The sequence below is a fragment of the Corynebacterium sp. 11A genome, from assembly GCF_008930935.1.
Taxonomy (GTDB): domain Bacteria; phylum Actinomycetota; class Actinomycetes; order Mycobacteriales; family Mycobacteriaceae; genus Corynebacterium; species Corynebacterium megadyptis.
In genome coordinates this window covers 67,023-80,544 of the sequence record NZ_PQMR01000006.1, presented here as the reverse complement: position 1 = coordinate 80,544, position 13,522 = coordinate 67,023, and the positions used below count along the sequence as shown (strand labels likewise).

General features: G+C 62.7%; 11 protein-coding genes. 4 read left to right on the top strand and 7 right to left on the bottom strand.

Annotation, left to right across the window (positions count from 1 at the left end; translation table 11 throughout):
- Window positions 1-71 precede the first annotated feature (71 nt).
- Complete coding sequence (gene ilvA, locus GBB18_RS06205) at window positions 72-1,397, top strand: threonine ammonia-lyase IlvA (protein WP_151641091.1); 1,326 nt, start codon at window positions 72-74, stop codon at window positions 1,395-1,397.
- A 106-nt stretch (window positions 1,398-1,503) separates the two neighbouring features.
- Here the strand turns inward: ilvA and treZ are convergent, their stop codons facing one another.
- Complete coding sequence (gene treZ, locus GBB18_RS06200) at window positions 1,504-3,276, bottom strand: malto-oligosyltrehalose trehalohydrolase (protein WP_151641090.1); 1,773 nt, start codon at window positions 3,274-3,276, stop codon at window positions 1,504-1,506.
- Window positions 3,277-3,382: 106 nt separating this feature from the next.
- Between treZ and GBB18_RS06195 the strand changes: the two genes are divergently transcribed.
- From GBB18_RS06195 to GBB18_RS06185, 3 genes are read left to right on the top strand one after another with little or no spacing between them, the layout of a single operon-like run.
- Window positions 3,383-4,042 (top strand): YigZ family protein, encoded by a 660-nt coding sequence (locus tag GBB18_RS06195; RefSeq protein ID WP_151641089.1) that lies wholly within the window; start codon window positions 3,383-3,385, stop codon window positions 4,040-4,042.
- A 59-nt stretch (window positions 4,043-4,101) separates the two neighbouring features.
- On the top strand, window positions 4,102-4,332 hold the full coding sequence (locus tag GBB18_RS06190; RefSeq protein WP_151549154.1) for a hypothetical protein: 231 nt from the start codon (window positions 4,102-4,104) through the stop codon (window positions 4,330-4,332).
- A 2-nt stretch (window positions 4,333-4,334) separates the two neighbouring features.
- A complete protein-coding gene (locus GBB18_RS06185; RefSeq protein ID WP_151641088.1) occupies window positions 4,335-4,724 on the top strand; it encodes an RNA-binding S4 domain-containing protein in 390 nt (129 codons plus the stop codon).
- An 85-nt stretch (window positions 4,725-4,809) separates the two neighbouring features.
- On the opposite strand, the gene GBB18_RS10635 is transcribed toward GBB18_RS06185, so the two are convergent.
- The 6 genes from GBB18_RS10635 to glgX all read right to left on the bottom strand — a co-directional run bounded on the left by GBB18_RS10635 (window position 4,810) and on the right by glgX (window position 13,518).
- On the bottom strand, window positions 4,810-4,968 hold the full coding sequence (locus GBB18_RS10635) for a hypothetical protein (protein ID WP_192795947.1): 159 nt from the start codon (window positions 4,966-4,968) through the stop codon (window positions 4,810-4,812).
- Between the two features lie 81 nt (window positions 4,969-5,049).
- Window positions 5,050-6,078, bottom strand: a complete 1,029-nt coding sequence (locus tag GBB18_RS06180) for a GTP pyrophosphokinase family protein (RefSeq protein WP_151641087.1) — start codon at window positions 6,076-6,078, stop codon at window positions 5,050-5,052.
- Window positions 6,079-6,084: 6 nt separating this feature from the next.
- On the bottom strand, window positions 6,085-8,508 hold the full coding sequence (treY, locus tag GBB18_RS06175) for a malto-oligosyltrehalose synthase (protein WP_151641086.1): 2,424 nt from the start codon (window positions 8,506-8,508) through the stop codon (window positions 6,085-6,087).
- Between the two features lie 277 nt (window positions 8,509-8,785).
- Window positions 8,786-9,448 (bottom strand): hypothetical protein, encoded by a 663-nt coding sequence (locus tag GBB18_RS06170; protein ID WP_151641085.1) that lies wholly within the window; start codon window positions 9,446-9,448, stop codon window positions 8,786-8,788.
- 67 nt (window positions 9,449-9,515) lie between these two features.
- Window positions 9,516-10,718, bottom strand: a complete 1,203-nt coding sequence (locus tag GBB18_RS06165) for a BRCT domain-containing protein (RefSeq protein WP_225990255.1) — start codon at window positions 10,716-10,718, stop codon at window positions 9,516-9,518.
- A 160-nt stretch (window positions 10,719-10,878) separates the two neighbouring features.
- Complete coding sequence (gene glgX, locus GBB18_RS06160) at window positions 10,879-13,518, bottom strand: glycogen debranching protein GlgX (protein WP_151641084.1); 2,640 nt, start codon at window positions 13,516-13,518, stop codon at window positions 10,879-10,881.
- Between the last annotated feature and the right edge of the window lie 4 nt (window positions 13,519-13,522).

Below are 13,522 nucleotides of genomic sequence, written 5' to 3'. Positions count from 1 at the left end.
GGGTGGCGTTTTCTTCTCTCTAGGGGAGGGGAACAGTTGGGCGATAGCGCGAGGCGCTAGAATCTTGCTGCATGACGGATCACCACAGCGCGACTGACGCGCCCACGCCACCTGACAGCGCGACGCACGATCTTGCATCCCTGGAGATTCACGCGTCCGATATTCAAATGGCGCAGGCACGAATTTCCACCGTGTTGGGTCCTTCCCCGCTGCAGTACAGCCCCCGTATGTCTGAGCTCACCGGCGCGGAGGTGTACTTGAAGCGCGAAGATCTACAGGACGTGCGTTCCTATAAGATCCGCGGCGCCTATAACAACATCTCGCAGCTCGATGAGAAGCATCGTGCCGCCGGCATCGTGGCCGCCTCCGCCGGCAATCATGCGCAAGGCGTGGCCTATGCGTGCCGAACCCTCGGCATCACCGGCCGTATCTATGTGCCGGAGCAAACCCCGAAGCAGAAGCTCAAGCGCATCCGCGTGCACGGCGGCGATTTCGTCGAGGTCATCCAGATTGGCGATACCTACGACGCCGCCTCGGCGGCGGCGAAGGCCGATGCCAAGGAGACTGGCGCTACGATCGTGGAGCCCTTCGATGCCCGCGACACCATCATCGGCCAGGGCACCGTGGCTGCCGAGATTCTCGCCCAGCTCACTGCGATGGGGAAATCGGCAGACACCGTCGTGGTTCCTGTGGGTGGCGGCGGACTGCTGGCTGGGGTAGTCAGCTATCTGGCCGATATGGCGCCCACCACCGCCATCGTCGGCGTGGAACCGGAGACGGGCGCCTCGATGCAAGCCGCCCTCGAAAATAAGGGGCCCATCACGCTGCCCACTGTCGATCCGTTTATCGACGGTGCGGCCGTGAAACGTGTGGGCGATCTCAACTATCGCATCATCGATCGCAACCGCTCGCGCGTGCACATGATCTCCGCCAATGAGGGCGCGGTGTGCACCCAGATGCTGGAGCTTTACCAAAACGAGGGAATCATCGCCGAGCCCGCAGGTGCACTGTCTGTGACGGGGCTTTTCGACGTCGCCCTCAAGCCAGGCGAGATCGTGGTGTGCATCATCTCTGGCGGCAACAACGATGTGTTGCGCTATAGCGAGATCGTGGAGCGCTCTTTGGTGCACCGCGGCCTCAAGCACTACTTTTTGGTTGATTTTCCCCAAGAGCCCGGCCAGTTGCGGAGCTTTGTCACCGATATTCTCGGCCCGGATGATGACATCACCCGATTCGAGTACCTCAAGCGCAATAACCGAGAAACCGGCACCGCGCTGGTGGGGTTGCAGCTCTCTCGCGCCCGCGATCTCGATCCTCTTCTAGAGCGCATGGACGCCTCTCGGATGAAGTGCACCATGCTCACCCCAGATTCGCCGGAATACCAGTTCCTGGTGTAGTTCTGAGGACGCTGCCGGCCTAGCCCATAACAACGCCACCTGCTCCCGGATCGTGCCCTCGGCACGGGGAGAGGTGGCGTTTATGCGTAGTGCTACCGGCTGCGTCCTAGCTCTTATCCGCCTTGAGGAGCGCGAACTCCCAGGGGCCGAGCGTGGTGTGGGTCTCGCCCACCTCGGGGGAGGTGAAGGAGTAGACGAGGGTGCCGCCGAAGGGGACGCGGGCTTCACGTTCGGAGTAGTTGCCCACAAATACGTACTCGCCGCGGTCCATGGCCACCCACTGCTCATCGCAGCTGACGTCCATGTGCTCGAGCCACGGATCGGCTAGGCCGCAGCTGCGGCGGAGCTGCAGCAGTGTGCGATAAGCCTCCATGATGCGGTGTTGGGTGGCATCGAAGTCCCAGTTCAGCTTGGAGCGCAGGAAGGTGTCCTCCTCAGCTGGGTTGGGCACGTCTTCTGGGTCCCAGCCGGCGCTGGCGAATTCACGCAAACGGCCCTCCGCGGTCAGGCGCAGCAGCTTCTCATCGCCGTGCGAGACGAAGAACTGGAAGGGCGTGGTGGCGCCGAATTCCTCGCCCTGAAAGAGCATCGGGGTATAGGGGGAGAGGTAGATCGTGGCGGCCTTGAGCACCTGCTGGGTAGGGGTGAGGTTCTGGCTGGGGCGATCGCCCTGGCAGCGGTTGCCCACTTGGTCGTGGGTGGTGGTGTAGGTGACAAAGCGGCTGGCGGGAATCACATCGGTGTGGAGGCGGCGGCCGTGGCGCTTCCGGCGGAACGTGGAGTGCCAGCGGGTGTGCACGAAGACTTCCTCCAGCGCATTCGCCAGGGTGGCCGTATCGCCAAAGTCTGTGTAGTAGGTGTGCTGCTCGCCGCTGACGAGGGAGTGGAGGGCGTGGTGGATATCGTCGATCCACTGTGCATCGAGGCCATAGCCTCCCGCCTCTTTCGCGGTGACAAGTCGGGGGTCATTTTGATCGGATTCGGCGATCATGAACCGCGAGATTCCGGTCTCTGCCTCGACGCGGCGGGCCACTTCGGAGATCTCCTCCAAAATCGGTACCGCGCCCGGATCGTCGAGGGCCTGCACCGCGTCTAGGCGCACCCCGTCGATGTGATAGTCGCGCAGCCATTGTTCGATGGCGTCGAGGACGTAACGCCGTACTTCATCGGAATCTTCCCCGTTGAGGTTGACCACCTCGCCCCAGCCGGTGGAGCCTCCCGAGGTGTAGGGCCCAAAGGCGCCCACATAGTTGCCTTCCGGGCCAAAGTGGTTGTACACGCAGTCCAGCACCACGGCGATGCCGCGGCGGTGGGCGGCGTCGACAAGCGCCTTCAGCCCATCGGGTCCGCCATAGCCGGCGTGGACCGCGTGCAGCGATACGCCATCATAGCCCCAGTTGCGATTGCCGCCGAAGGGTTGTACGGGCATCAGCTCAATCGCCGTGACACCGAGATCAACAAGGTGATCGAGCTTGTCGATCACTCCATTGAAGGTGCCCTCGGGACTAAAGGTGCCCACATGCAGCTCGTAGAGCACCTGGCCGGGAAGGCTGCGGCCGGTCCACGCCTGGTCCTCCCAGGGATAATCGTGATCCACGACGGCGCTGAGGCCATGCACCCCATCCGGTTGCGCGTGAGAGCGGGGATCGGGCAGGGGCCCGAGCTTATCGACGCCACCCTCGGCCTCCTCATTGTCTGTGGTGAGGATGAACCCATAACGATCGCCCGGGCTGGGGCTGATATCCGAGGTGGTGTAGACGTCTCTGCGATGGGGATCGCGGTGCAGCTCGATAATGCGCTCCTGGGAGGAATCTCCACCGGGGTGGACAAGCAACGACACGGCACGTGCATACGGGGCCCATACGCTAAAAGTTTTCATGCTTGTCCACTGTAGCAACCACGCCGGCCAGCACCGCCGCACCGAGCGAGCACATCGGGGCGGGACAATGCGGTCGAGCGCGCGGACTAATGCAAGAATGTCACCTATGTACCAGCTGCCAGCAGAGAGCATCGAGGCGCCCGCAGAGGCAGAATTTGAAGAAAAGCGCTCCCGTTTCATCGGATTGATCGCCCGCGCCGACAGCGAAGAGGACGCCCGCGCCTTTATCGCGCGCTGCGTCTCCGACTACCCGGATGCCCGACATCATTGCCACGCCTTTATCCTCCACGTGGACGGTGCTCAGCCGGTGGAGCGGTCCAGCGATGATGGCGAGCCGTCCGGCACCGCCGGAATGCCCATGCTCGATGTGCTGCGCGGCTCCGGACTGCAGAACGTTGTGGCCGTGGTGGTGCGCTACTTCGGTGGAATAAAACTGGGCACCGGCGGGCTGGTGCGCGCCTATGGGCAGGCGGTGCACTGCGCCATGGAGAACGTCCACGTGGTCGAAAGGGCGGAACGGCTGCTGCTGCGACTGGAGCTCGATCACGCCACCGCCGGAAAAATAGAGGCAGAGCTGCGCTATCCGCATGGCTTCGAGCTGACGGTGCTCGATCCGGAATACACCGCCCAAGGGGTGGCGATGAGCCTTGTGCTCGACCCGGCGGACGAGGAGCGCGCCCAGACACTGATCGCCCAGCTCACCGGCGGCACGGTGGAGGCCCAGCGGGACGGCACCATGTGGGTGGACACGCCGCAGCGAAAGTAGCTGCACACGCCCGTGCCCGCGCTGCTTATACGGCGAGGGCAGTGGGTACTATTGGGTGCATGAGTATGCAGCGCTACCCCAATAACCCCGTCGAACGGCGCAAACGAGCGGTTCGGCAATACTCCCGCAACGCGGCTATCTGGGGCATCGGTGGTACCGGTGCGGCCATTGTCTCTGGGCTTATTATCAGCTCAACGCTGGCGATGCTGGTGTTTATCTGTGCGGTCGCGGGGGCGTCTTATAACGTCTGGCGCGTGAACAAAATTATCAACCACCGGGACCTGAATTAGCTGTGACCTCTCCCAGTAGCGAGCCCGTGCGTATCGACGCATGGATCTGGGCTGTCCGTATCGTTAAAACTCGCACCCGTGCCGGGGCGACGTGCAAAGCAGGGCATGTCAAGATCAATGGCACCACGGCCAAACCCTCCCAACTCGTCGCGCCGGGAGACCGCGTCAGCGTGTGGGTGGAGCACCGCAACCTTGAGCTTGAGGTCACGCAAACTCTCAAGAAACGCGTCAGCGCCACCATCGCCCGCACCTGCTATGTGGATCATTCCCCGCCGCCTCCGCCGCGAGAAATCTTGGTCTCGCAACCGCGGCGCGACCGTGGTGCCGGCCGTCCCACGAAGAAAGAACGCCGCCAACTCGATCGCCTGCGTGGCCGCAGCGACCAGCTATAGCTCTGCAATACACACGAGCGCCGCACCGGAAGAAAAACAGTGACGTTCTTGTTCCAGTGCGGCGCGTGCGATAGCTGGTGGAAAGCTAGAACTCCATGCTTCCTACAACAGCGTCCAGATCGTCCATGCCCCATTCAGCGGGCGGAATATCGATCCCGTACTCGCGGAAGAAATCGGCTGCCCGCAGCGCCCACACGTGCACCATGTCAGCGGCAACAGGGAACTGCTCTGCAAAACTATCCATCTCGATCGTCTCCTTGCACTAGTCGGATGGGGTATCTACCAGCCGCCAGTCTAGCCCACCGACCCTACGGTGGAGAAGCCTCTAGGTGTCCTCACGGCGCAGCCGCTTCAAGCGGCGGGCGAGGCGATGTGGCCGCTGAGCAGCGCGGTTACCGGTGGAATCAGTGCGGGCAATGTGCTCTTCGCCGAAGCGGTCGAGCAGCAGATCGTCCACGATACGCACCTGGCTGGGTTGGAAACGGTAGTCCAAGCGTCGCCGCAGCCGCGCAATCGCGGGCGCGTTTACCAGCTCCTTCAACTCGGCCACGGTGGTGACACCATTGCGCTTGAGGAGCTCTTCCAGCCATGGATAGTGCTCGGATTTAGAACGCGGGAACTGCGAGCCCAACAAAATGGCCAGCACGCCGGGCAAGGTGATCGCAGTCAAGGCAACATCATCGCCCGGCTCCGGGGAAGGATTCTGGATGCTCGCTATCTGATCAAATTGCTGATCGGCCAACTCAATCAGCCCGGCGGCGAGAGTAAAAGCGCGATCCACCCGCGGATCCACAGTGGCCCCGGAGGCTTTATAGCGGATATCGTGCTCGAACTCGGCCCACGCATGCTGCAGCACGGTACGCAATTGCACCTCGAAGGTCAGCCCGGCGAAATCTTCCAGATCGTCATGATCGGAAGGAACCCGCACCACCAGGTGGTGACTGCCATAGCCGAAACTACCGCTCACCCGCGTCTGCGCAGTCTTATCGATTGAGCGCAGCACATGAAAATGCCCGCCCAGCATGTCGATCACGATGGGAATCTCGGTGGAGTAAAACGTGGTGACCCGCACCCCGAGAATGTCATGAATATCGTCCCAGGGATGCGGATACACCCACTCGCCCTCGGCATCCCGCTTATAGGCTTTCGCCTCTAAGGAGGGCCATTGTTTCACCCGCGCCACCACCCGGTCATAGGTGATACCGCCATCGGTGAGCAGATCCTCGATCACATCTTGAAAGCGTTCCGCCGCATCGGGATGCGCAGCGCACCACTGCGTATAGGTGTCGCTGAGGGCGGATATGTGCTCGGGGGTGTGTGCGATGTCCCCCTCGGAAACAGGTTCAGTGCTCACTCCGTTTTAGATACCTTCCAGCAACGCGATCGGCAGGGTAGCGAAAAGATCCCCGACGGCGATGGTGCCCTGCCACTGGCGCCCCGTGAAGCGGTCCTGCCAGGTGCCGTCGGGCAGGGTGATGGTGGTATCGCGCCAGCCGCCGTCATCGTCCAAGAGCAGCGGGGTGCGGGTAGCCACCGCAATCACATCCACATTGCGTTCCCCATCGCCGCGGGCCATGCCCACGAGGTGATTCTCCGCCACACCTTGGGCGAATACCGACTGGTAGTCGGCGTTGATGAAGTAGTCAGGGTGCTCTCGGCGCAGAGTCAAGGACTCGTGCACCACGGCGAGCTTCACCAGGTCGGGGGTGGCATCGATAAGCGCGGTGCCCTCCTCGGTGCGCAGGCCCTGCTCGATCAGCATCTGCAGGCACTGCTCGCGCTTGGTGTAGTCGACGAAGCGGCGATTATCCGGGTCCACGAGGGAATCATCAAAGAACTCGTTGCCCTGGTAGATGTCTGGGATACCGGGGCCGATGAGCTGCAGAAGTTTACGGCCCACCGAGAGCACCCGTGCCGAAGGCGCCAGCCGCTGCACATAGGCGGTGATCAGCGGGGTGGCGGGGCCTTGGATGAGCGCATCGATCCAGTTGTGAATGGAATCTTCGAACTGGGCATCCGGATCTGTCCAGGTGGTGTGCACACTGGCCTCGCGCATCGCCTTTTCCGCATAAGCGTGGAAACGCTCCACGAGAGAATCGGGCACCTCGCCGTCTTCCGGCCAGATACCCAGCAGGTTCTGCAGCAAAAAGAGCCCAGTCTGGGAATCCGGGGCAGGGGTGAGCGCCAAGACCTCGCGCACCAGTTCCGCGAACTCGGTGGGGGTCTCAGAAATAGATAGGATGCGGGCGCGCACGTCCTCGCCGCGCTTGGTGTCGTGGGTGGTCAGGGTGGTCATGGCCTTCGGCCACAGCACGCTGCGCTCCTGCTGCAAAAGATGGAACTCTGCGGCGGAGACACCGAAACGCCCTGGGGCGCCGCCCACCTCTTGTAGTGCCACCAAACGGCAGGCGCGGTAGAAGGTGGTGTCCTCCACGCCCTTAGCCATCACCGCGCCGCACACCTGGGCGAAGCGGATCTTGGCCTCGCCATCTGCCAATAGGCCAGCAGAGATGAGGTCGAGGGCGTTGCGGCGGGAGGGGAAGCGCCGGCCCATATCCGCCACGATCGTGGCGGTCACGCGCGACAAAGAGAGATAGTCCGCGCGGTAGACCGGCATGGCGGCCACCAAGTCCACAATGGTGTCGAAAAGTTCCTCGTCGGAGACCCGCCCGCCCACAGTGGAGAAGTTATCGCGGCGCAGCGCCCGCGCCAGGCGGCGCACCTCGGCGGAGAGCTCATCGGCAGCCACATCCCGCTTCAGGGCGTGCTCAGTCGCATCAATCGCCGCCTGATTCCACGTAGAGCCGGACTGCTCGAGAGCCAGCATCGAGAGTGCATCCTCGGCGCGGCGATTGAGAAAGACTCCGTCGAGCTCGCGCAGGGCGTCATAGCCGGTGGTGCCATCGGCAGCGAGACGGGCATCGAGCGGCTCGTGCACATCGAGGATCTTTTCCACCACGAGCCAGCGATCCTCACCAATCACATCGCGCAGCCGCTTGAGATAACCAAAAGGATCGGAGAGACCATCGGGGTGGTCCACTCGGATACCGTCGATAAGCCCCTCAGCGCAGAGCTGACGGATCACGCGGTGGGTGTGCTCAAACACCAGCGGATCCTCCTGGCGGATGCCGGCGAGGCCATTAACGGAGAAGAAGCGGCGATAGCTGATCACCCCGTCGCGCCAGTACATCAGCTTATAGTGTTGCTGGCGATAGGTATCGAGCGGATCCTCGCTGAGTGTGCCCTCGTCGATGGGGAAAATATTGTCATAGTAGGCAAGGACGGTCTCGCCCTCGACCTCGCGAAACTCGAGCTTGTCCTCATCGCCCTCCGCGCCGAGCACCGGCAGCCCCAGCTTGCCCCCAGCACCATTATCCTTGTGCCAGTCGATATCGAAATAGGACTCAAACTCCGAGGCTTGGCCGCGCTTGAGTACATCCCACCACCACGCATTAGCGCGGGGATTATCGATGCCCACGTGATTGGGCACGATATCGATGACTAAGCCCATGCCGTGCTCATGCACCACATTCGCCAAAGCGCGGAAGCCCTCGATACCACCCAGCTCCGGATTAACGGTGGTGGGGTCGATCACATCGTAGCCGTGATTGGACTCCGGTGCCGCCGCCAGAATCGGCGAGCAGTACACGTGGCTGACACCCAGCTCATGCAGATAGGGGACCACCTCGGCTGCTTCGGCAAAACCAAACGCACGGCCCTGGGCATCGGCCTTCGGGCCGCGCAGCTGGAGACGATACGTGGAGGTAATGGGTGTTCGGGGCATGAAAAATCAGTCCTCAGTTTGTAGAAATCGCACAATGTGTGACGGTACAGGCGGCGCGCCTATGCCGCCGCTCGACAGAGACTTAAAGACTCGTCCCCGCTATCGCGGAGCAGGCGCACACGCACATGTGCCTTATGAGTGTAGACCTGCTCGCACCCGCGGCGGCAGAACTAGCCCTGCGCGGGCGATTCTCTTGCTCGTGCGGGGCCTCGTGCGGGTTCTGGTGCAGGGGCTGGTTCGGGCGGGCATGCCCCAGCCCACCCGTGCCTCTACGGGGCTAGCTTGCTTCGCTTCCCATGAGCGGAATAGTGCGCCGCCGCCGCGCTGCGGCCGGGGAGGAAGCAAGCGTGCTTGGTATATTCTGCGGACTGAGCTCATGCGGAAAGCCATCTTGGTAGAGCAAGGCGTGCGGGCTGAGCGGCTGCGGGGGCTTTCCGGGGCGCTGCGGCAGGTGGATGCGCGCGAGTTCGGTGATCCAATCATTGCTGAAGCCTGCGGCCGCTCGCACCGGAACAGCGAAGAGATGATCATCGGAGAGCGCTACGAACACCACATCGCTGCCGAGCAGGTTGCTGCAATGATTATTGAGAATGGTGAAGGTGGTGGGGTGTGCCAGCCATGCAGTAGGCGAGTGGCCAGGGGTGCGGATTTGGGTAATTTCCCCGCACCGGCGAGTGAGGAAACGCAGACCACGCGGGCTGCGGGCGGCGTTGACGAGGTTAGTGGCCGCCATGCCCCACGCGCGTGAGACGCTGATTTGCAGGGAGTCGATATCGCGCTGGGTCAGCGGGGTGCCGTCATGGCAGAGGGTTGCGGCCAAGGTGGTGCACAGATTCACCAGCGGTGCTGATGTCGCGAAGTGGGCGCTGTCGAGACGGTCTCGGCGCACTAATGCCGTCGGCCGGAGAAGGGGCGTGATCAGATGCGTATGAAGAGTCATAGTGATGTGGACTCTCCTGAGGGCGGCTGAGGTTCCGCTAGCCCCGCACCTCACCCCTTATCGGGGGCTAGAATGGCGGCTCTTCGTCCAGGCCCAGCACCTGCAGCAACCGTGGCTGATCCCAGAATTCGATGCTCTGGCCTTGGTCGCGGTATTTCTCCGCCTTCTTCTGTTTAGAGGTGATTCCATTCCATGGCCCGCACACTAGAATAGTGGTCTTTTTGGTCACGTTCTTGCCTACGGTGGCGCCGCAGTCGGCGATGCGCTCCCAGAGCTGTCCTTTGTCGAAGGGGGAGAACTCGCCAGTGAGGGTGACATTCTGGCCGAACAGCGGGTTGTCCTTGGTGGCATTGGGGTTGGCCTCCGGCACCGAGTCGGGGGCCTGCACCTTGGCCCATGCCGGGGCGTTGGCAGAGCCCTTGGCCTTCGCCCCCGCAGTCGTGTCGGATGCCTCCTGTCCCGCGGTAGTGCTCGCGGCGGCACGAGCGCTCGTGCCGGAGACACCGGCCAGACGATCATGCACTACGGGCTGCACTGTTCCGGAGGCGGTGCAGCGTCCCAGCCGCAGCGAGGAGGCCGCCCACACTGCGCGGAGATCCCTGGGCTCGGTGGCGTCTGCGGTGGCAGCGCCAAGCAGGGTGAGTGTCTCCGCAATGGACACGCCCAAACGGACCTGCTGGGCGGGGGCATCCGCCGTGGCAGCTTGGGCGCGGGTGAGCGCAAGCAAGCAGCCACACTCGCACTCCGGCGCATCCACGCCTTCCCGGCGGGCCGCCTGGGCAATACCCAGTAGAAGCGGCTGCGCGTTATAGGCCACTAGGATGTCCTGGCCCAAGAACTCGCTGCAGCGAGTGGCAATGTCTGCGCCTTCGAGGGTGCGCTCTTCTTCTATCCGCCCATCGCGAACCCGTGCGAGGCTCAGCGTCTCGAGCTGGCCTGGATCACCATGCGCGAACTCGCCGCTGGCGAGCACACAGTCCAAACCGAGAATGGACATGCCCTCTCCCGTGGCGATGCCGGTGATCACCCGTACGAGATCTCGGGCGGTCTCGGCGTGGTTGGGCGCGATAGTAATCGTCAGGCAGGAGTCATCGGAACGTACGATGAGCGTGCCGCAGCTGAGTGCGGTCGGCTCCTCTAGCTGCCACGTACAGGAGGAATCCAGGCGCATGGACTGTGCCGGCACCCGGAGGGCGCGGGCAAGCTCGCTGGGCTGAAAGGTGAGCGTGGTGCCCACAAATTCCACATTTCCGCCATGAACCGCAACCACGTGTCCAGCTCCTTATATCCATTCGCGCTAACAAGGACGTACACGCCCTGTGCGTTCGCACACCCGCGCACGTAGCCGAAGCCCGCGCAGAGGAGCGTGTACATGTCTGTCACGATCATACGCGGGCGTGGGTGAAGCCTTGAGGCGGCCTCGTGCTGAGCTAGTCGGCCTTGTTCTTCTCGACGCGCTCGGCGGTCTCGCGGGTTACTTGCTCGACCTTCTCGTGGGCGCGCTTTTCGGCATCCACCAACTCTTCGGTCCAGTCGGTGTGCGAGCGGGCCTCGGTGTCGCTGCAGGAGTAGGACTGTGCCTGCTGCTCACCTTCGCTGTCGGAATCCTCGTGGGCGTGCTGCTCGGCTTGGGCCATGAGGAGCTCCACCTCGGCCTTCAGAGCGTCCACCTCGGCTTCGTCCAAGCCCTCTGCCTCCTCGAGTTTCGCCTTGGCGCGCTCAAGCTTGGCCTTAGCCTTCTCGGGATCGGTTTCGGCGAGCTTGGCCAGTTGCGCCTGAGACTGCTTGATGCGGTGATCGCGGTCGCGCAAGGCACGCTCGAGGCGCTCACCGGAGTAGTTGGTGCGCTCGGAGCCCACGTTCACGGCGTGCAGACGGCGAGCGTACTCGTCATCGTTGGCCTGGTTCTCCTCGGCCTCTGGCGGCTCGATCTGCTTGAGGATGGAGGTGGAGCGGGCGGGAACCACGAAGGTCTGCCCGGCCTCGACCACTTCTTCCTCCAGCGGGTAGCCGGTGGCCTCGGTGGTGTCCACGATCAACCGCCAGCTCTTACCGAACTGCTCATCGGGAACGGTGAACTGGATGTCTTCGTGATAGGCGTTGAAGCACAAAATGAAGGAATCATCATGGATCTTCTCGCCGCGCTCATCGGGCTCGGCAATGGCATCGCCATTGAGATACACCATGAGCGACTTGCCGAAGGCGAAGTTCCAGTCCTCTTGGCTCATCACCTTGCCATCCGGCACCAACCAGGCGATATCGCGCTTTGCCAGCTGCGCATCACCGAGCGGGCCGCCGGCGAGGAAGCGACGACGACGGAACACCGGGTGAATGGCGCGAATGTTCAGCAGGCGCTTGGTAAAGGCCACCAGATCGGCATTGGTTTCGGCCTGCTCCCAGTCCATCCACGCGATCTCGTTGTCCTGGCAGTACACATTGTTATTACCGCCCTGGGTGCGGCCCATCTCATCACCGTGCGCCAGCATCGGCGTGCCCTGGGAGAGCAGCAGGGTCGTGAGGAAGTTGCGGCGCTGTTGGGCACGCAGCTGCAACACCTGCGGATCCTCGGAGGGGCCCTCTTCGCCACAGTTCCACGAGCGGTTATGGGATTCGCCGTCGTTATTGCCCTCGCCATTGGCGTCGTTGTGCTTGTTGTTATAGCTCACCAAGTCATTGAGGGTGAAGCCATCGTGGGCGGTGACAAAGTTAATGGAGGCCGTGGGGCGGCGACCATTATTGGCATAAAGATCGGAGGAGCCGGTCAGACGGGAGGCAAACTCGCCGAGGGTGGCGGGCTCGCCACGCCAGAAATCGCGGACGGTATCGCGGTATTTTCCGTTCCACTCGGTCCACAGCGGCGGGAAGTTACCCACCTGGTAGCCGCCCTCGCCCACATCCCAGGGCTCGGCGATGAGCTTCACCTGGGAGACGATCGGGTCCTGCTGGACCAGATCGAAGAAGGAGGAGAGGCGGTCCACGTCGTGCAGCTCGCGGGCCAAGGTGGAGGCCAGATCGAAGCGGAAGCCATCGACGTGCATCTCGGTGACCCAGTAGCGCAGCGAATCCATGATCAGCTGCAGCGAGTGCGGGTGGCGCACATTCAGGGAGTTACCGGTGCCGGTGTAGTCCATGTAGTGGCGGCGATCGCCATCCACCAGCCGGTAGTAGGCGGCGTTGTCGATACCACGGAAGGAGATGGTCGGGCCCATGTGGTTGCCCTCGGCGGTGTGGTTGTACACCACGTCGAGGATCACCTCGAGGCCAGCTTCGTGGAAGCTGCGCACCATTCCCTTGAACTCGGCCACGGCTCCGCCCGGTTCGGAGGCGGCGGCATAGTCTTCGTGCGGGGCGAGGAAGCCGAAGGTGTTATAGCCCCAATAGTTGCGCAGGCCCAGCTCGCGCAGGCGATCGTCCTGGAAGAACTGGTGGACCGGCAGCAGCTCGATGGCGGTGACGCCCAAGTGCTTGAGGTAGTCAATGATGGCCGGGTGGGCCAAGCCGGCGTAGGTGCCGCGCAGGTTTTCCGGCACGTCGGGGTGCGTCATCGTCATGCCCTTGACGTGGGCTTCGTAGATGACGGTCTCGTGATAAGGAACCTCCGGTGCGCGATCTGCGCCCCAGTCGAAGAAGGGGTTAATCACGACCGACAGCATGGTGTGGCCCAGGCTGTCCTCGGTGTTGCGGGCGTTCGGATCCTCGGGCTTGAAGATGTCGTAGGAGAACAGCGAGGGATCGCCATCGTATTCCCCGGCGAAGGCCTTGGAGTAGGGATCAACCAGCAGTTTGTTCGGGTCGCAACGGTGTCCGTTGTCGGGGTCATAGGGGCCGTGCACGCGATACCCGTAGCGCTGCCCGGGCTGAACGCCAGGAAGGTAGCAGTGCCAAATGTGGGCATCCACTTCCTCCACATTGACGCGGGTTTCGTTCATATCCGCATCAATGAGGCAGAGTTCCACTTTCTCCGCAATGTCGGAAAAGAGGGCGAAGTTGGTTCCGGCGCCGTCGTAGGTGGAACCCAAAGGGTAGGCATCGCCGGGCCAAACTTCGAAGGGTAGATCAGAAGTGCTCATAGGG